The sequence below is a fragment of the Halochromatium sp. NSM3 genome, assembly GCF_059621085.1.
The window spans coordinates 1-15,365 of the sequence record NZ_JCAQIA010000057.1 but is presented as its reverse complement, the minus strand read 5'-3'; the positions used below and the strand labels follow the sequence as shown (position 1 = coordinate 15,365).

The window sequence follows — 15,365 nt, the reverse complement described above, 5'->3', positions numbered from 1 at the left end:
TCCAAGCGCTATCCGTCGACCAGCTCGAAGACCTCATCGAAGCACTGCTCGACTTCAGCGCCACCGCCGACCTCGAGACCTGGCTCGCTGCGCATCCCACACGCCAACCGAATGGCTGAGCAAACCGTGCCGCCCTGCTGGATCCTCAACCTCAGCAACGGTCTCCAGGTCAACGTACCGGCTGACCTCGACAATCCGGTGACCCTGACGCTGCTGGAGTACGAAGCCTGGCCCGAACCCGAGCACGCCTTCCTGCGCCAGCTCATCCACCCCGGCATGCGCCTCTTGGATGCCGACACCGGCCTGGGGCTCGATGCGCTCGCCTCGGCGCCGAGACCCCGCTCGATCCGCGCTGGCTGGTTGCGCGAACAGGGGCGGCTGATGTCGGCTGATGCGATCATCACAGCCACCGAAGACACCATCGATGCCTAGAATCGCCTTCTTTTTCGGCATCTCGATCTACCTGTACATGGACGATCATGGTGTGCCGCATTGCCACGCCATGTATGGCGACTATGCTGGCGCTTTTCGGCTTGATAACGGCGAATTGATGGCAGGGCAGATGCCGCCCGCGCAAGCGAAGAAGATTCAGCGCTTTATTTGCGACAACCAGACCGAGTTGCAGGAGAAATGGGATGAGCTTAGCGGTTGAAACCCCTTGGCCACGTGTGACTCAGGCGGAACCACTTGAACAACGACGTCTACAGGTCGCGCTCGCCGGTGGAGAACGCTGGGTGATCGACCTTGATCCGCTGATCCAGCGCCGTGAGGCCTATTGGCGGCTTCGCCAAGAACGCTATTTTCGCCAGGTAGGGGTTGATCCGCTCGGCGCCCTCTGCTGGCCCGAGGGCGAAGACCTCGCGCCTGAAAGCCTTGCCCGCTACCGTTGCCTTTAGCGCTCGACGATCAATGCGATGTTGAGCGGTCACCTGCGCCAACTCATCCAACCCGGCATGCGCCTGTTGAATGCCGACACCCGCCTGGGGCTTGACGCGCTTGCCATGGCCCAGGGCCTGAACGGAGCAGGGCAGCTGACCGCCCTCAACACCATCGGCCACCGCTGAGCAGATGCACACCGACAAGCAGATCTATCTGCTCCTCGGCGCCGACCGCGAGTTCCTGCGTCTGCTCACCGATGGCCTCAGCATCGATGGCCCTTACGACTTCGAAGCCATCGACGTCAAGGCCCTGGAGCGGCGCATCGACGGCGTCGTGCTCCCCGCCGACCCCAAGCAAGCGATCTGGGCGATCGAAGTGCAGGCCCAGAAAGACGACAGCATCTACCATCGCCTGCTGATCGACATGGGCCTGCTCGGCGAACGCCGCCCCGCGCAACCCGTCTGTGGCCTGCTCCTGTTCCTCAGCCCCGAGCACGACCCGAAGACCGAACCCTGGCACAGCGCCATCGCCCGCGATCCCGAACTCCCGATCCGCCGCGTCTACCTCATCGAGGTGCTCAAGCAGCTCAGCCAGACCCAGCCCGAGCACCCCTTGCTCGCCACCTTCCTGCCGTATCTGATCGAAGACCGCGCGAGCTTGCGCGAACAAGCACCCATCGCCTATGGTCAGATCCAACAAGCCCCGCTGTCCGACACAGCCCGCCGCCACTGTCTCGATGTCTTCCAATCTTGGCTGATGGCGCGTTTTCAGGACCAGACCTTAGAGGAGATCCTCGTCATGCTCGGTGAACTGACTCCCCTTGAACAGACCCGCGCCTATCGGGAGATTGTGGCGAAAAACCAGCCGCTTTGGCTGGAGGAAGGCCGCCAGCGCGAAGCCCAACGGATGGCCCTGCGCCAACTGCGCCGCCGTCTCGGCACGCTAAGCAAGTCGCAACAAGCGCGCGTGCAGGCGCTGCCCGTCGACCAGCTTGAAGACCTCGGCGAAGCGCTGCTCGACTTCAGCGCCATCGCCGACCTTGAGACCTGGCTTGCCGCGCATCCCACACGCCAACCCAACGCCTGAGCAAACCGTGCCTCCCCACTGGACCCTCAACCTCAGCAACGGCCTCAAGGTCAACGTCCCGGCTGATCTGGACAACCCGGTCACCCTGACGCTGCTGGAGTACGAAGACTGGCCCGAGCCCGCGCATTCCTTCCTGCGCCAGTTCATCCAACCCGGCATGCGCCTCTTGGATGCCGACACCGGGCTGGGGCTTGACGCGCTCGCCATGGCCCAGGGTCTGAACGGAGCAGGTCAGGTGATCGCCCTCAACCCCGATCCCCTGTTCGCGTGCTCGGTGGCGGACAATGGCTTGCAGGCGGTGATCCAGACGCCGACGCCGAGCCAGACGCCGGCCCAACCCGCACCCAAGCGAGCCGCAGCAGAAAGCGCCTTCGATCTGATTCGCCTCAGCGCCGAGACCCCGCTTGATCCGCGCTGGCTGCAACCCGCCGAGGCTGATCCCGAGCCGGTTGCCGATGATCAGGCTGCCATTGCTGCTGAAGCCGATATCGTTGCTGTTGAGGCTCATTCTGTTGCTGCTGAGGCCGATGCGTTGCATGATCCGCTCGTCATGCTCCCCAGCACAAGCCCCTCGATCCCTGACCTGCAGGCCGCTGGCCTCGACCTCTACCGGCTGATTCCGGCCCTCAACGCCCTGGTGGCCGTCGCCGAAGAGGCAGACGAGGAAAAACCTGCTACGCTGTTTGCCTGTCGAGCGTCCCGCGCGACTTGGCTGCGCGAACAAGGACGGTTGATCCATGCCTAAGGCATCCTGGAAACTGACCCGGGACCCTTTATACCGGGGTGATCAGTCGGACGGTGCGAGTCTGCCTTATCCGCAAGCGAGCCGCTCCATTGTGAGACACGTTCTTTACCTGGAGGGGCATGGCCGCGAGACACCCTACCTCTCTGCATCTGAAGATCGCAACCTGGCAAGCCATTTCACAGGGACTGAAGGCAAAATCTATATCGCCCACCCTAAGCACTGGCGGGCGCTTGGGATCGCTCATCGCTCCAGAAAGGAACTGCTCCAGCTTTTACGCGGACATGGAAAGGGTGACGCCGAATGGCCAAGCGCTTTTGAGGTTATGCGGGCGCGGCAATATGTCGAGGAATGGCAGGAGCATCTGGCAGACTTTACTGCGTCAGGAGACGCGACTGCACAAACGCTTCGCCAGATAGTCGATCAGGTCTTCCAAACCACTTAGGCGTTGCCATGCACCCCCAAGTCCTTGCCTCATGTGCCAACTGTTGGCACAACGCCCTACAGCATGGTGCTGTCGGACTGTCGATGGGCTTTTGTACTGAGCAGCGCGTCGTGCTCCTGCGGGCTGAGGAAACGACCTGTGCTAGGCACTTGCGCAAAGATCTCCTGCTGGACTCTGCGCAGATGTTTAGCGATCGACATCAACAGGTGTTCACATGTGCGCAGCAAGTCCAGAAGCTATCAGATCAAGAGCCCGTGAGTGGAGATGAGCATATTGCTGCCTCAGCGGCCTTCATCCGACACGACAAAGTGGGGGAGGCGGTTGCCGACTATGGCGAATATGGCACCAAAATCGAATCACTCGCGCAACTTCACGCACTGGATACCTTCCGAGCGGAGCTGGCGATGCTGACCCTTGGCCGGGCCTATGTGCGCCGATGCACCCAACGTGGCGGGCAATGGACCAGCGGACTGCATCTTCTCTGGTGGACGAAACGTCGCTTGCAGGTATCAGCCCCACCCGAGCCTGAACCGAGCGATTTGCGCTACCAGACCACAGGCAGTCTTGAGCGTCAGGTGGAGTTAGCGAGTTGGTCCCTGATGATGTCCAGGCTGGTGTTTCTCTCTGATATTGGTGCATATGCAGTTGCCGAGGACGACCCCGTCGCCCGACTGCGCGGAATTGCCGAGCAAGCCGCCGCAGAAACCGAAATTCCCGGCAAAAAAAGATTGTTGAGCTGGATCAAAAAGAGAGGTCTTCCACTTGTTGAGGAAGCGCTCTCCGAACGCCGCTATCGCAAGATGGCCTCAGCACTTCATGAGTCGGCAGCGCTGGCGTAAGCAAACCCTAACCGTCATCCAACCAACCGATGCAGCCCCACTGGACCCTCAACACCGGCCTCCAGGTCAACGTCCCAGCCGACCTTGACCACCCGGTCACCCTGACGCTGCTCGAGTATGAAGACTGGCCCGAGCCCGAGCACGCCTTCCTACGCCAGCTCATCCAACCCGGGATGCGCCTGTTGGATGCCGACACCGGCCTGGGACTTGACGCGCTCGCCATGGCCCAAGGCCTGAACGGAGCAGGGCAGTTGACCGCCCTCAACACTCATCCCCTATTCGCGCGCTCGGTGGCAGACAATGGCTTGCAGGCTGTGATTCAGACGCCGACGCCAAATCAAACGCCGGCCCAACCGGCACCCGAGCGGGCCGCTGACGAAGGCACCTTCGACCTGATCCGACTCGGCACCACCACCAAGCTCGACCCGCGCTGGCTGCAACAGGCCGACCCGCTGCTCATGCTGCCCAGCGACAGCGCCGCCCTGGCCGACCTGCAAGCCGCCGGCCTTGGCGTCTACCGACTGATCCCGGCGCTGAATGCCTTAGTCGCGTTAGCAACAGACGAAGAACCGGCTATCCTCTTTGCCTGTGGCGACACCCGCGCCGCCTGGCTGGGCGAACAGGGGCGGCTGATCCGATCCACCTAATGCAACGCCCGCGTGAACATCAACGCCTTCCTGCCCCGACCATGCACAGTCTATTGCGAGAAACCGACGACACAGCACCGGCCTATGACGCCGATTATTTTCTCTGGCTGCAAGAGACCCGTGGCAAGCTGGCGCGCCGTGAGCTAGAAGACAGCCCGAGTTTGAAGGCCTACATCAACGACATTTATGAAACCTGCTACACAGACGCACGCGACATCGCAGCAGCGCGATCGCAACTGCCGCTGAATACCTTTCCCGAGCAGCCCTGGCAGACGCTGGAACAGGCACTCAAACAATAAAGATTGATGCTCATCGACATGTCCCCCAAGGCCCCAATAGCCCCGCTCTGGCCCCAAGCACTTGCCCGCTATCCCTTCGCAGCCGCACTTCTGCCTAATTGACGCGCCTCTGCGGCGATGCTGCCTGTTGCCTACAGCGCCGCCCTTGATCCTATCTGCTCCTCGGCGCCGACCGCGAGTTCCTGTGCCTGCTCACCGATGGCCTCAGCATCGATGGCCCCCACGACTTCGAAGCCATCGACGTCAAAGCCCTGGAGCGGCGCATCGACGGCGTCGTCCTTCCCGCCGACCCAAGCAAGCGATCTGGGCCATCGAAGTGCAGGCCCAGAAAGACAACAGCATCTACCATCGCCTGCTGATCGACATGGGCCTGCTCGGCGAGCGTCGCCCCGAGCAACCCGTGTGCGGACTGCTGCTGTTCCTCAGCCCCGAGCACGACCCGAAGACCGAACCTTGGCACAGCGCCATCGCCCGCGATCCGGCACTCCCGATCCGCCGTGTCTATCTCGTCGGTGTACTCAAGCAGCTCAGCCAGACCCAGCCCGAGCACCCCTTGCTGGCCACCTTCTTGCCCTATCTGATCGAAGACCCTGCGCGCTTGCGCGAACAAGCACCCATCGCCTATGGTCAGATTCAACAAGCCCCGCTGTCCGACACCGCCCGCCGCCACTGTCTCGATGTGTTCCAATCCTGGCTCATGGCGCGCTTTCAGGACCAGACCCTAGAGGAGATCCTCGTTATGCTCGGTGAACTGACTCCCCTTGAACAGACCCGTGCCTATCGGGAGATTGTGGCAAAAAACCAGCCGATTTGGCTGGAGGAAGGCCGAGAGGAAGGCCGGCAGGAAGGCCGAGAGGAAGGCCGCCAAGAAGGGCGTCAGCGCGAAGCCCAACGGGTGGCCCTGCGCCTCCTGCGCCGTCGCCTCGGCACGCTGAGTAAGGCGCAACAAGTGCATGTCCAAGCGCTATCCGTCGACCAGCTCGAAGACCTCATCGAAGCACTGCTCGACTTCAGCGCCACCGCCGACCTTGAGACCTGGCTCGCCGCGCATCCCACACGCCAACCGAACGGCTGAGCAAACCGTGCCGCCCCACTGGACACTGGACCCTCAACCTCAGCAACGGCCTCCAGGTCAACGTTCCGGCCGATCTCGACAACCCAGTCACCCTCACACTGCTGGAGGTCGAAGCCTGGCCCAAGCCCGAGCACGCCTTCCTGCGCCAGCTCATCCAACCCGGCATGCGCCTGTTGGATGCCGACACCGGCCTCGGGCTTGACGCGCTCGCCATGGCCCTCAACCCCCATCCCCTGTTCGCTGCCAGCCACAGCGCATCCTGAGTGCCACTGCAAGCATGAAGCGCAAACTCTACATCGAAACCTCGGTCATCAGCTATCTGACGGCACGCCCTAGCAGAACCATTATTGGCGCCGCACATCAGCAAATGACGCTGGCTTGGTGGGAGAGGCGTTCTGACTATGAACTGGTGATTTCTCAGCGAGTCTGGCAAGAGTGCGCCGCTGGCGATCCGGTCGCTGCGCAAAGGCGGCTTGCAGCCCTTGAGGGGATGCCCGTGCTCGCGGTCACGCAGGACATGATTCGTTTGGCGGAATCACTCATTGAACAAACCATTATTCCTGCCAAGGCCATTGAAGATGCGCTTCATATCACGATTTCGACGCTGCATCGCGTTGATTTTCTTTTAACCTGGAATTGTCGTCATATTGCCAATCCAGTGATCCAGGAAAAGATCGCGGAATCTTTTGAGCAACGGGGATTGTTTCTTCCGATCATCTGTACGCCTGAAGAACTTCTTGGAGGACAGCTTGATGACTGATGAAATTATGGTGGAAATCCATGCTATCAAAGATGAGATTGGCGCTCAGTATGGCAACGACCTCGATGATCTATTCAAGGAGATACAAGATGGTGAGGCGAAGCTGAAGGCTGCGGGTTTCCAAGTTTTAGCGCCTCCCGTCGATTTAAAACCAGTCCCTCACTCGGTATTGCAGCGAACTCGCTTCATTCACCGAAAAATGTAGGCTAGACTTCGACAGTCCAATCGAAACGAACGCCCCTCATCATGCAGACCGCCCACCACGACGACACCGACTACCTGCGCTGGCTTCAGACCCAGGTCAGCCACCTGCGTAGGGGTCAGCTCGAACGCCTAGATCGAGAGCAACTGATTGAGGAGCTTGAGGGGATGCGTCGCAGCGAGCGCCGGCAATTGCGCAACCGCCTGATCGTGCTCATGATGCATCTGCTCAAGCTCGAACATCAGCCAGACAAGCGCTCGCGGAGCTGGTCAGTGACCATTATCACCCAGCGCAACGATATCAAACTGTTGCTCAGAGACAGTCCAAGCCTGAAATCCACCCTGCCGACCGCCCTTGTGGACACCTACCCGCGCGCCCGTCAGGAAGCCGCGGATGAAACCGGCTTGCCGATCACAACCTTTCCCGAGACACCCCCTTTTACCCTCGAGCAACTGCTCGACGAGGACTACTGGCCCGAGCCTGGAAGCGACTAATCGATGTCCCCGCAACCGATGCCCATACCACACCACTGGACACCAGCCCTTTTAAGGTGGCGAAATGTGTCCAGCTGCAAGCCCCTGATTTTTCTTCGAAGTGCTTGTAGGAGATCGCTGGATTCGATGGCTGTAAGATCCACTCTGATATCGTAACCGGCTGATCTTAAATGTTGTTTTTATGCACCTTAAAAGGGCTGCACACTGGACACTCAACCTGATCGAGGCCAACGGAATACCCTGACGATGCACAGTCCATTGCGCGATCACCATGAGAGAGCCACCGCTGCGTATGAAGCGGATTACGCGCTATGGCTACAAGACACGCGCAACAAGCTTGCGCAGGGTGACTTTGCCGCCATTGATGTCACCCATCTGCTCGAGGAGATCGATGATTTGAGTCTCCGAGAAAAGCGCACAGTGAAACAGTTGCTCCGGCAACTGCTTGTGCACCTCCTCAAGCTTGAGTATTGGACGGATGAAGCGCCTCGCAACGGCAACCATTGGCGTGCCGAGATCACCAGCTTTCGCAAACAGATTCGCGATGAACTGGATGACAGTCCGAGCCTTAGACCTTATCTCAACGACCTGTACGAGACCTGCTATGCCGACGCGCGCGACATCGCTGCCGCACGCTCACAGCTGCCGCTCAGCGCCTTCCCCGACCGGCCTGCGGTGACGCTGGATCACGTCCTAAACGGAAGCGGTTAATCGGCACACAATAGAGAGCACCAGAACCCGGGACTTGACAGAGCCTTCACCTCAACACCGGCCTCCAGGGACCATCGACGCTTGAAGCCGCCATGCGCCTGACAGATGCACAAACACAGACCATCGTTCAGAGCGTCCAGCGCCATTTAGGGCGAGCGTCGCGGATATGGCTGTTCGGCTCAAGGCTCGATGACGCCAAGAAAGGCGGCGATCTCGATCTCTTCGTCGAGACCAAAGATCACGCACTACGCAACGAACTCTGCTGTAAGATTGAGCTTGAAGAAACCTTGGACATACCGGTTGACCTCATTGTGCGCGGCGTCGAAGAGCGCTCACCCATTGCAGAGATTGCTCAGCGCGAAGGCCGCTTGCTGCGATGACCCAACATCTCCAACTGATCGCCAAGAAACTCGAACACCTCGAGCGCATGCGCGGCTACTTGGCGTATTCCTTGGATCACGTCAGCCGCTTGATGCCCATTCTTTTTTTTCAGCGAGCTTGTCCAAGCAGCACCGATCTTGATGGACTGGCATCAGCGGCTGGCCGACTTCTGCCAGCGGAACTACAGTCGATGAGTCCAACGATCTTGAACGGTGAGGGGCAGCTGACCGCCCTCAACACCATCGGCCACCGCTGAGCAGATGCACACCGACAAACAGATCGATCTGCTTCTCGGCGCCGACCCCGAGTTCCTGTGCCTGCTCACCGATGGCCTCAGCATCGATGGCCCCTACGACTTCGAAGCCATCGACGTCAAAGCCCTGGAGCGGCGCATCGACGGCGTCGTCCTTCCCGCCGATCCCAAGCAAGCGATCTGGGCGATCGAAGTGCAGGCCCAGAAAGACGACAGCATTTGCGCGAACAAGCCCCCATCGCCTATGGTCACATTCAACAAGCCCCGCTGTCCGACACCGCACGCCGCCACTGTCTCGATGTGTTCCAATCCTGGCTGATGGCGCGTTTTCAGGACCAGACCCTAGAGGAGATCCTCCGCATGCTCGGTGAACTGACCCCACTCGAACAGACCCGCGCCTATCGGGAGATTGTCGCCAAGAACCAGCCGATTTGGCAGGAAGAAGGCCGAGAGGAAGGCCGCCAAGAAGGTCGCCAGCGCGAAGCCCAACGGATGGCCCTGCGCCTCCTGCGCCGCCGCCTCGGCACGCTGAGTAAGACGCAACAAACGCGCATCCAAGCGCTATCCGTCGACCAGCTCGAAGACCTCATCGAAGCACTGCTCGACTTCAGCGCCACCGCCGACCTCGAGACCTGGCTCGCTGCGCATCCCACACGCCAACCGAATGGCTGAGCAAACCGTGCCGCCCTGCTGGATCCTCAACCTCAGCAACGGTCTCCAGGTCAACGTACCGGCTGACCTCGACAATCCGGTGACCCTGACGCTGCTGGAGTACGAAGCCTGGCCCGAACCCGAGCACGCCTTCCTGCGCCAGCTGATACAACCCGGCCTGCGCCTGTTGGATGCCGACACCGGCCTCGGGCTTGACGCGCTCGCCATGGCGCAGGGCTTGAACGGAGCAGGGCAGCTGACCGCCCTCAACCCCCATCCCCTGTTCGCGCGCTCGGTGGCGGACAATGGCCTGCAAGCGGTGATCCAGACGCCGACGCCGAGTGAAACGCCGGCGCAACCTGTCCAGCCGGCGCTCAAGCGGGCGGCTAGCGAAGGCGCGTTCGATCTCATTCGCCTCGGCGCCGAGACCCCGCTCGATCCGCGCTGGCTGCAAGCCGCCGAGGCTGATCCTGAGTCTGATCCCGAGCCGGTTGCCGATGATCAGGCTGCCCTTGCTGCTGAAGCCGATAGCGTTGCTGTTGAGGCTCATTCTGTGGCTGCTGAGGCCGATGCGCTGCATGATCCGCTCGTCATGCTCCCCAGCACACACCCCTCGCTCCCCGCCCTGCAGGCCGCCGGCCTCGACCTCTACCGGCTGATTCCGGCCCTCAACGCCCTGGTCGCCGTTGCCGAAGAGGCCGACGACGAAACACCGGCGACGCTGTTTGCCTGTCGAGCCTCCCGCGCCGCCTGGCTGCGCGAACAGGGGCGGTTGGTCCCAACTGACTGATGAAACCCAGCACACCCGCCATGCCTGCCGCACCCCTCTGGCCGCAAGCACTCAGCCGCTATCCCTTCGCTGCCGCGCTACTGCCCGGCTGGCGCGATGCCGCCGCCGAGCTACCCGAGGCCTACAGCGCCGCCCTGGATGCCGCCCTCGCGGCCTTCGACCCAGAGCGCCCACTGAGCGAGCGGTATCAGCAGCTCCGCGCCAGCCGCGCCCGACTCGCGGAGCTAACCGCTGCTGGGGATCAGCACATCGCCACGCAACTGCTGCGCCTGCGGGTGGTGAGCGCCTTCGGTGAGCCACAGGCGGCCCGACAGCTGAGTAGCGCACTGTTAGCGCAGCGCGAGCACGCCGCCCAAGCCACGCCGTCCTCTAGCGAGCGCTCAACCCAGCCGCCCAGCCACCACGCACAGGATCAGGCCGCCGCCCTGCGCGAACGACCCTTCCTGCCCAGTTGTGCCCGCTTCGACGCGTGCCCGCCGCGAGCAGCGGGCGGCGCTGGGGGTAACACCGACGACCTCGACGCCTGGCTAAGCGCGCTGCTGCTCGAGACCGATATCCAACTCAACGCCCAACGCCGCCACGCACAGCCGCAAGTCGAACTCGCACGCCTGGCGCAGCGCCGCAAGTTGCCCGAGGCAGGCATTGGAAGCGAGTGTATGCTGGCGTTGGCTGCGCTACGGCTAGGAAAGAAAGTCACTATCAAACCAGAATCGCAGCTTATCACGCAGAGTCTCAACGCAGCGATCTGGAGTGATCTCGGTCAAAGGGGCCAAGCGGGGCGGTCGTCCGGTTCGCGGTCGAGCAAAACCACCGTGATTGACGATCCAGCGCAACTCCAGAGTAAACAGCGCACCTATAAGCTCTGCGTCGGCGTTCCCGTCTATAACGAAGAAAACTATATTCAGGAGACGATTCACTCACTGAAGATACAAGACATCGAGGATGTAAAATTCCTGATTTCGGATAATTGCTCAACAGATCGGACACTTGAGATTATTCGAGACGAAGTTGCCGGCGACGAACGCTTCGAGATTTTTCGTCAGCCGAACAATGTGGGTGCAGGGGGTAATTTCGTTTTTCTTTTTGAACATAGCAGATCAGAGTTGTTCATGTGGCTTGGCGCCCATGACTACTTATCTGCGGGCTATCTGAAGGCAGTCACGGAGCGGCTTGCTGCGGATTCCTCTCTATCAATGGTCTGTGGTTATCCTTATGCGGTCTTTGATGGGGTAGAAGAAAAAAAGATCGTTGAAGCTGCGCTGTATGACTTCAGTCAGGATGATGCGCTGCAGCGATATGTACAGTCGATTGTCCGGCTCGCTAATTGCACAATATTTCACTCGGTGTTTCCAAGAAAATATCTCGTTGATGCTGAATTTCGGAATACCATCTCAGGTGATCACGTTTTGATTAGTCGCTTGCTCTGGTTTGGCAAGCTTCAGCAGATCAAAGACGTGCATTATTACCGACGCTATTTTCTTAGCCGCAAGGAGACGCAGGCTGAGCGAATTACTGGAGAGCAGGGGTCAGTGCTGGACCGCAGTGACTTCTACCAATATTATCTGGATGATCTTTCAAAGCTTTATGAGAGCCGCCTGTTCAAGCCCAAGCGGCCGCTCAAAGTCATGCAAACTCAGATCAAAGATCTGCTAAAGCGACGCTGGGAAAGGCAGCTAGCACAACCGCAAACGGCGAAAGTGAAGGCGGTGAGATAATTCGATGAAATGCCTCCTATTAGCCGGCGGTCTCGGAACACGCATCGCTGAAGAAACCCACCTCAAACCCAAGCCGATGATCGAGATCGGAGGCAGACCCATTCTTTGGCACATCATGAAACTCTATTCTGCCCATGGCGTGAACGAATTCGTGATCTGCTGCGGCTATAAGGGGTACATGATCAAGGAGTATTTCGCTAACTATTTCCTGCACATGTCAGACGTCACCTTTGACATGATGACCAATGCCATGGAAGTGCATCATAAACATGCAGAGCCCTGGCGTGTCACGCTGGTCGATACCGGTGAAGACACGCTCACCGGTGGTCGGCTACGACGGGCGCGCGAGTACATCGAGCAGGATGAGGCCTTCTGCTTTACCTACGGCGACGGCCTCAGCGACGTCGATATAGCCGCGCTGATCCGCTTCCACAGATCCCACGGGAAACTCGCAACCGTGACAGCCGTGCAGCCGCCAGGCCGCTACGGTGCTCTGCAATGCAAGGGTCGGCAAGTGACTGGCTTCACCGAAAAACCCCGAGGCGACGGGGGGCTGATCAACGGCGGATTCTTCGTGCTCTCACCGCGCTGTCTCGATCTGATCGACGGAGATCAGACCTCCTGGGAGAGTGGACCACTGGAAACGCTCGCCAGCAATGGCCAGCTCATGGCCTTCGAGCATCAGGGATTCTGGCAGCCCATGGACACCTTGCGAGACAAAAACCATCTTGAGTCACTGTGGGAGCAAGGGAGAGCGCCATGGAAGATCTGGGACTAGCCTTCTGGTCTGGCAAACGCGTCTTGCTCAGCGGCCATACCGGATTCAAAGGCGGTTGGCTTGCGTTTTGGCTGCATCGGCTGGGCGCTCAGGTCACGGGCATTGGGCTTGAACCCGCGACGGATCCAAGCCTCTATCAACTTGCCGGGATCGCGGACCTCTGCGAGAGCCATCTTCAGGATGTCCGAGATGCCGAAGCCTTGGCTGGGCTGGTGCGCCTTGCCGATCCTCAGATCGTCTTCCATCTTGCTGCACAGCCGCTGGTGAGGGCGAGCTACCGTGATCCGCTCGGCACCTTCGCGACCAATGTCCAGGGGACGGCCAATCTGCTCGATGCGCTTCGCGGCCTGCCAAGTACGCGCGTCGTTGTGGCTATCACCACCGATAAGGTCTACCACAACACCGAACAGCCCTTTCCATACCGCGAGACGGATCAGCTCGGTGGTCACGATCCCTACAGCGCCAGCAAAGCCGCTGCGGAACTGGTCATTGCAAGTTATCGCGCCGCTTTCCTCAAGGAGCAGGGCGTTGCCGTGGCCTCGGCCCGCGCCGGCAATGTCATCGGCGGCGGTGACTGGTCGGCAGACCGCCTAATCCCCGATGCCGTGCGCGCCTGGAGCAGCGAGACTCCACTACAGGTTCGGCGCCCGGATGCGACCCGACCCTGGCAGCATGTCCTCGAACCAGTGCACGGCTACCTGCGCCTGGCCGAACAACTCTGGCACCAACCCGAACTCGCCGATGCCTACAACTTCGGCCCAGAAACGCACGAAGCCGTCAGCGTTCGCCAGCTCATCAGCCAAGCCCGTGACCTGTTCCAGCGGGGTGAGATTCATTGGGAAGAGGACATCCAAGGGCCGCATGAAGCCGGCTGGCTGGCGTTGGAGATCGCCAAGGTGCGGCACCAGCTCGGTGTGTCTCCACGCTGGCCCCTGAAAGAGAGTCTTCAGCGCACGATGAACTGGTATCGCAGGCAAGCTAATGGCGAATCAGCGGCAGAGCTTTGCCGGCAAGATATCGCGGCTTTTCAGGCTGCGGCATCAAGCGACCAATGCATGACGGATGGTTGATGGCCATGTCGCGTTTCAGCATCCATCCAACAGCGATTGCCGGGCTGGGCCTTATCCAACGCCATCCCATCGGCGATGAGCGCGGCTACCTCGAGCGTCTGTTCTGCACTCAAGAACTCGGCAGCATCCTCGGCAACCGCCAGATCCTCCAGATCAACCGCACGCTCACCGCCAAAGCGGGCACCGTTCGTGGCCTACACTTCCAGCATCCGCCCCACGCCGAGATGAAGCTCGTCACCTGCCTGCGCGGCGAGGTCTTCGATGTCGCCGTCGACCTGCGCCAAGGCTCACCCACCTTCCGACGCTGGCACGCCGAGCAACTGAGCGCCGATAATCACCGCAGCCTGGTCATCCCCGAAGGCTTCGCCCACGGCTTTCAGACCCTCACCGACCAGTGCGAACTGCTCTACCTGCACACTGCCGCCTATCAGCCCGACGCGGAAGGCGGCCTCAACGCGCTCGACCCCGCGCTCGCCATCGACTGGCCACTGCCGATCAGCGAACGCTCCGCGCGCGACCAGGCCCATGCGGCAATCACCGCCGCCTTCATCGGACTTGATCTCGGGCGCACCGCATGAACTGCCGCCACTGCCAAACCCCGCTGCGCCATGTCTTTCTGGACTTAGGCTTCGCGCCCCCGTCCAATGCCTACCTCAGCGTCGACGACCTCAAGCGCCCCGAGACCAGCTACCCGCTCAAGCTCTTCGTCTGCGACCACTGCTGGCTGGTGCAGACCCAAGACTTCGTCGCTGCCGACGCACTCTTCACCAGCGACTACGCCTATTTCTCCTCCACCTCCAGCAGCTGGCTGCAGCACGCCGCCGACTATAGCGCCATGATCACCCAGCGCCTCGGCCTCAACGCCGACAGCCTGGTCATTGAGGTCGCCGCCAACGATGGCTACCTGCTACGCAACTTCGTCCAAGCCGGCATCCCCTGTCTCGGCATCGAGCCGACCGCCGCCACCGCCACCGCCGCCGAAGCCCAAGGCATCCCCGTGCGACGCGACTTCTTCGGCAGCGCCTTCGGCCAAGAACTCGCCGCCCAAGGCCAGCAAGCCGACCTCATCATCGGCAACAACGTCTACGCCCATGTGCCGGACATCAACGACTTCACTGCCGGCCTCAAGGCCGCCCTCAAGCCCAGCGGCACCGTCACACTCGAATTCCCGCACCTGCTGCAGCTGATCGCGCACAACCAGTTCGACACCGTCTACCACGAGCACTTCTCCTACCTCTCGCTGCACGCGGTCCAGCGCATCCTCCAAGCCCAGGACCTGCGCCTCTGGGATGTCGAACAACTGCCCACCCATGGCGGCAGCCTGCGCGTCTACGGCATTCACGCCGACGACCCGCGCCCCAACACCCAGGCCGTGGCCGACCTACTTGCTACTGAACACCAACAGGGCCTGCTGGACCTCGCCACCTACCAGGCCTTCCAGCCCCGCGCCAACCGCGTCAAGAACGATCTGCTCGCGCACCTGATCGAACACCAGCGCGCCGGCCGCCGCATCGCCGCCTACGGCGCCGCCGCCAAAGGCAACACCCT

25 protein-coding genes are annotated in these 15,365 nt (G+C 60.9%); all 25 read left to right on the top strand.

Annotation, left to right across the window (positions count from 1 at the left end; all coding sequences use genetic code 11):
* Nucleotides 1-119 (top strand): DUF4351 domain-containing protein (locus AC54T3_RS16465; RefSeq protein WP_496626404.1); only part of this gene is annotated, 119 nt, incomplete at its 5' end.
* Nucleotides 112-432 (top strand): hypothetical protein, encoded by a 321-nt coding sequence (locus tag AC54T3_RS16460; protein WP_496626403.1) that lies wholly within the window; start codon nucleotides 112-114, stop codon nucleotides 430-432. The genes AC54T3_RS16465 and AC54T3_RS16460, both read left to right, overlap by 8 nt.
* The gene (locus AC54T3_RS16455; protein WP_496626402.1) at nucleotides 425-652 is read left to right on the top strand and encodes a DUF4160 domain-containing protein; all 228 of its coding nucleotides are present in this window, start codon (nucleotides 425-427) and stop codon (nucleotides 650-652) included. Before AC54T3_RS16460 ends, AC54T3_RS16455 begins: the two co-directional genes overlap by 8 nt.
* On the top strand, nucleotides 636-896 hold the full coding sequence (locus AC54T3_RS16450; protein WP_496626401.1) for a DUF2442 domain-containing protein: 261 nt from the start codon (nucleotides 636-638) through the stop codon (nucleotides 894-896). The genes AC54T3_RS16455 and AC54T3_RS16450 overlap by 17 nt, the downstream gene beginning before the upstream one ends.
* An 18-nt stretch (nucleotides 897-914) precedes the next feature.
* Entirely contained in the window at nucleotides 915-1,064 is a 150-nt protein-coding gene (locus AC54T3_RS16445) for a hypothetical protein (protein ID WP_496626400.1), read from the top strand.
* Nucleotides 1,065-1,068: 4 nt separating this feature from the next.
* Entirely contained in the window at nucleotides 1,069-1,965 is an 897-nt protein-coding gene (locus AC54T3_RS16440) for a DUF2887 domain-containing protein (protein ID WP_496626399.1), read from the top strand.
* The gene (locus AC54T3_RS16435) at nucleotides 1,931-2,710 is read left to right on the top strand and encodes a hypothetical protein (RefSeq protein WP_496626398.1); all 780 of its coding nucleotides are present in this window, start codon (nucleotides 1,931-1,933) and stop codon (nucleotides 2,708-2,710) included. The genes AC54T3_RS16440 and AC54T3_RS16435 overlap by 35 nt, the downstream gene beginning before the upstream one ends.
* Complete coding sequence (locus AC54T3_RS16430; RefSeq protein ID WP_496626397.1) at nucleotides 2,703-3,152, top strand: hypothetical protein; 450 nt, start codon at nucleotides 2,703-2,705, stop codon at nucleotides 3,150-3,152. The genes AC54T3_RS16435 and AC54T3_RS16430 overlap by 8 nt, the downstream gene beginning before the upstream one ends.
* A gap of 149 nt (nucleotides 3,153-3,301) precedes the next feature.
* A complete protein-coding gene (locus AC54T3_RS16425) occupies nucleotides 3,302-3,991 on the top strand; it encodes a hypothetical protein (protein WP_496626396.1) in 690 nt (229 codons plus the stop codon).
* A 29-nt stretch (nucleotides 3,992-4,020) separates the two neighbouring features.
* Complete coding sequence (locus AC54T3_RS16420) at nucleotides 4,021-4,638, top strand: hypothetical protein (protein ID WP_496626395.1); 618 nt, start codon at nucleotides 4,021-4,023, stop codon at nucleotides 4,636-4,638.
* Nucleotides 4,638-4,937, top strand: a complete 300-nt coding sequence (locus AC54T3_RS16415; RefSeq protein ID WP_496626394.1) for a DUF29 family protein — start codon at nucleotides 4,638-4,640, stop codon at nucleotides 4,935-4,937. Before AC54T3_RS16420 ends, AC54T3_RS16415 begins: the two co-directional genes overlap by 1 nt.
* A gap of 316 nt (nucleotides 4,938-5,253) precedes the next feature.
* Nucleotides 5,254-6,012, top strand: a complete 759-nt coding sequence (locus AC54T3_RS16410; RefSeq protein ID WP_496626393.1) for a DUF4351 domain-containing protein — start codon at nucleotides 5,254-5,256, stop codon at nucleotides 6,010-6,012.
* A 277-nt stretch (nucleotides 6,013-6,289) separates the two neighbouring features.
* Nucleotides 6,290-6,772: a type II toxin-antitoxin system VapC family toxin gene (locus AC54T3_RS16405; RefSeq protein ID WP_496626392.1), complete on the top strand. Its 483-nt coding sequence runs from the start codon at nucleotides 6,290-6,292 to the stop codon at nucleotides 6,770-6,772.
* Nucleotides 6,765-6,977, top strand: a complete 213-nt coding sequence (locus AC54T3_RS16400; RefSeq protein WP_496626391.1) for a hypothetical protein — start codon at nucleotides 6,765-6,767, stop codon at nucleotides 6,975-6,977. The genes AC54T3_RS16405 and AC54T3_RS16400 overlap by 8 nt, the downstream gene beginning before the upstream one ends.
* 41 nt (nucleotides 6,978-7,018) lie before the next feature.
* A complete protein-coding gene (locus tag AC54T3_RS16395) occupies nucleotides 7,019-7,468 on the top strand; it encodes a DUF29 domain-containing protein (RefSeq protein ID WP_496626390.1) in 450 nt (149 codons plus the stop codon).
* 246 nt (nucleotides 7,469-7,714) lie between these two features.
* Nucleotides 7,715-8,179 carry a DUF29 domain-containing protein gene (locus AC54T3_RS16390; RefSeq protein ID WP_496626389.1) on the top strand — a complete coding sequence of 155 codons (465 nt, stop codon included), beginning with the start codon at nucleotides 7,715-7,717 and terminating at the stop codon, nucleotides 8,177-8,179.
* A 92-nt stretch (nucleotides 8,180-8,271) separates the two neighbouring features.
* Nucleotides 8,272-8,559: a nucleotidyltransferase family protein gene (locus tag AC54T3_RS16385; protein WP_496626388.1), complete on the top strand. Its 288-nt coding sequence runs from the start codon at nucleotides 8,272-8,274 to the stop codon at nucleotides 8,557-8,559.
* Between the two features lie 261 nt (nucleotides 8,560-8,820).
* Entirely contained in the window at nucleotides 8,821-9,132 is a 312-nt protein-coding gene (locus AC54T3_RS16380; protein WP_496626387.1) for a DUF2887 domain-containing protein, read from the top strand.
* Nucleotides 9,133-9,173: 41 nt separating this feature from the next.
* Nucleotides 9,174-9,485, top strand: a complete 312-nt coding sequence (locus AC54T3_RS16375) for a DUF4351 domain-containing protein (protein WP_496626386.1) — start codon at nucleotides 9,174-9,176, stop codon at nucleotides 9,483-9,485.
* Nucleotides 9,478-10,254 (top strand): hypothetical protein, encoded by a 777-nt coding sequence (locus AC54T3_RS16370; RefSeq protein WP_496626385.1) that lies wholly within the window; start codon nucleotides 9,478-9,480, stop codon nucleotides 10,252-10,254. The genes AC54T3_RS16375 and AC54T3_RS16370 overlap by 8 nt, the downstream gene beginning before the upstream one ends.
* Before the next feature lie 20 nt (nucleotides 10,255-10,274).
* On the top strand, nucleotides 10,275-11,969 hold the full coding sequence (locus tag AC54T3_RS16365; protein WP_496626384.1) for a glycosyltransferase family 2 protein: 1,695 nt from the start codon (nucleotides 10,275-10,277) through the stop codon (nucleotides 11,967-11,969).
* A 4-nt stretch (nucleotides 11,970-11,973) separates the two neighbouring features.
* Entirely contained in the window at nucleotides 11,974-12,747 is a 774-nt protein-coding gene (gene rfbF / locus AC54T3_RS16360) for a glucose-1-phosphate cytidylyltransferase (protein ID WP_496626383.1), read from the top strand.
* Complete coding sequence (gene rfbG / locus AC54T3_RS16355; protein WP_496626382.1) at nucleotides 12,729-13,817, top strand: CDP-glucose 4,6-dehydratase; 1,089 nt, start codon at nucleotides 12,729-12,731, stop codon at nucleotides 13,815-13,817. Before rfbF ends, rfbG begins: the two co-directional genes overlap by 19 nt.
* Before the next feature lie 5 nt (nucleotides 13,818-13,822).
* Nucleotides 13,823-14,395 carry a dTDP-4-dehydrorhamnose 3,5-epimerase family protein gene (locus tag AC54T3_RS16350; RefSeq protein WP_496626381.1) on the top strand — a complete coding sequence of 191 codons (573 nt, stop codon included), beginning with the start codon at nucleotides 13,823-13,825 and terminating at the stop codon, nucleotides 14,393-14,395.
* Nucleotides 14,392-15,365 (top strand): methyltransferase domain-containing protein (locus AC54T3_RS16345; protein ID WP_496626380.1); only part of this gene is annotated, 974 nt, incomplete at its 3' end. The genes AC54T3_RS16350 and AC54T3_RS16345, both read left to right, overlap by 4 nt.

Excerpts from the sequence above, each read along its gene's own strand:
- AC54T3_RS16460 (WP_496626403.1), top strand. The coding sequence starts at position 112 with ATGGCTGAGCAAACCGTGCCGCCCTGCTGGATCCTCAACCTCAGCAAC.
- AC54T3_RS16455 (WP_496626402.1), top strand. The coding sequence starts at position 425 with ATGCCTAGAATCGCCTTCTTTTTCGGCATCTCGATCTACCTGTACATG.
- AC54T3_RS16450 (WP_496626401.1), top strand. The coding sequence starts at position 636 with ATGAGCTTAGCGGTTGAAACCCCTTGGCCACGTGTGACTCAGGCGGAA.
- AC54T3_RS16445 (WP_496626400.1), top strand. The coding sequence starts at position 915 with ATGTTGAGCGGTCACCTGCGCCAACTCATCCAACCCGGCATGCGCCTG.
- AC54T3_RS16440 (WP_496626399.1), top strand. The coding sequence starts at position 1,069 with ATGCACACCGACAAGCAGATCTATCTGCTCCTCGGCGCCGACCGCGAG.
- AC54T3_RS16430 (WP_496626397.1), top strand. The coding sequence starts at position 2,703 with ATGCCTAAGGCATCCTGGAAACTGACCCGGGACCCTTTATACCGGGGT.
- AC54T3_RS16420 (WP_496626395.1), top strand. The coding sequence starts at position 4,021 with ATGCAGCCCCACTGGACCCTCAACACCGGCCTCCAGGTCAACGTCCCA.
- AC54T3_RS16415 (WP_496626394.1), top strand. The coding sequence starts at position 4,638 with ATGCAACGCCCGCGTGAACATCAACGCCTTCCTGCCCCGACCATGCAC.
- AC54T3_RS16405 (WP_496626392.1), top strand. The coding sequence starts at position 6,290 with ATGAAGCGCAAACTCTACATCGAAACCTCGGTCATCAGCTATCTGACG.
- AC54T3_RS16400 (WP_496626391.1), top strand. The coding sequence starts at position 6,765 with ATGACTGATGAAATTATGGTGGAAATCCATGCTATCAAAGATGAGATT.
- AC54T3_RS16395 (WP_496626390.1), top strand. The coding sequence starts at position 7,019 with ATGCAGACCGCCCACCACGACGACACCGACTACCTGCGCTGGCTTCAG.
- AC54T3_RS16390 (WP_496626389.1), top strand. The coding sequence starts at position 7,715 with ATGCACAGTCCATTGCGCGATCACCATGAGAGAGCCACCGCTGCGTAT.
- AC54T3_RS16385 (WP_496626388.1), top strand. The coding sequence starts at position 8,272 with ATGCGCCTGACAGATGCACAAACACAGACCATCGTTCAGAGCGTCCAG.
- AC54T3_RS16380 (WP_496626387.1), top strand. The coding sequence starts at position 8,821 with ATGCACACCGACAAACAGATCGATCTGCTTCTCGGCGCCGACCCCGAG.
- AC54T3_RS16375 (WP_496626386.1), top strand. The coding sequence starts at position 9,174 with ATGCTCGGTGAACTGACCCCACTCGAACAGACCCGCGCCTATCGGGAG.
- AC54T3_RS16370 (WP_496626385.1), top strand. The coding sequence starts at position 9,478 with ATGGCTGAGCAAACCGTGCCGCCCTGCTGGATCCTCAACCTCAGCAAC.
- AC54T3_RS16365 (WP_496626384.1), top strand. The coding sequence starts at position 10,275 with ATGCCTGCCGCACCCCTCTGGCCGCAAGCACTCAGCCGCTATCCCTTC.
- rfbF (WP_496626383.1), top strand. The coding sequence starts at position 11,974 with ATGAAATGCCTCCTATTAGCCGGCGGTCTCGGAACACGCATCGCTGAA.
- rfbG (WP_496626382.1), top strand. The coding sequence starts at position 12,729 with ATGGAAGATCTGGGACTAGCCTTCTGGTCTGGCAAACGCGTCTTGCTC.
- AC54T3_RS16350 (WP_496626381.1), top strand. The coding sequence starts at position 13,823 with ATGTCGCGTTTCAGCATCCATCCAACAGCGATTGCCGGGCTGGGCCTT.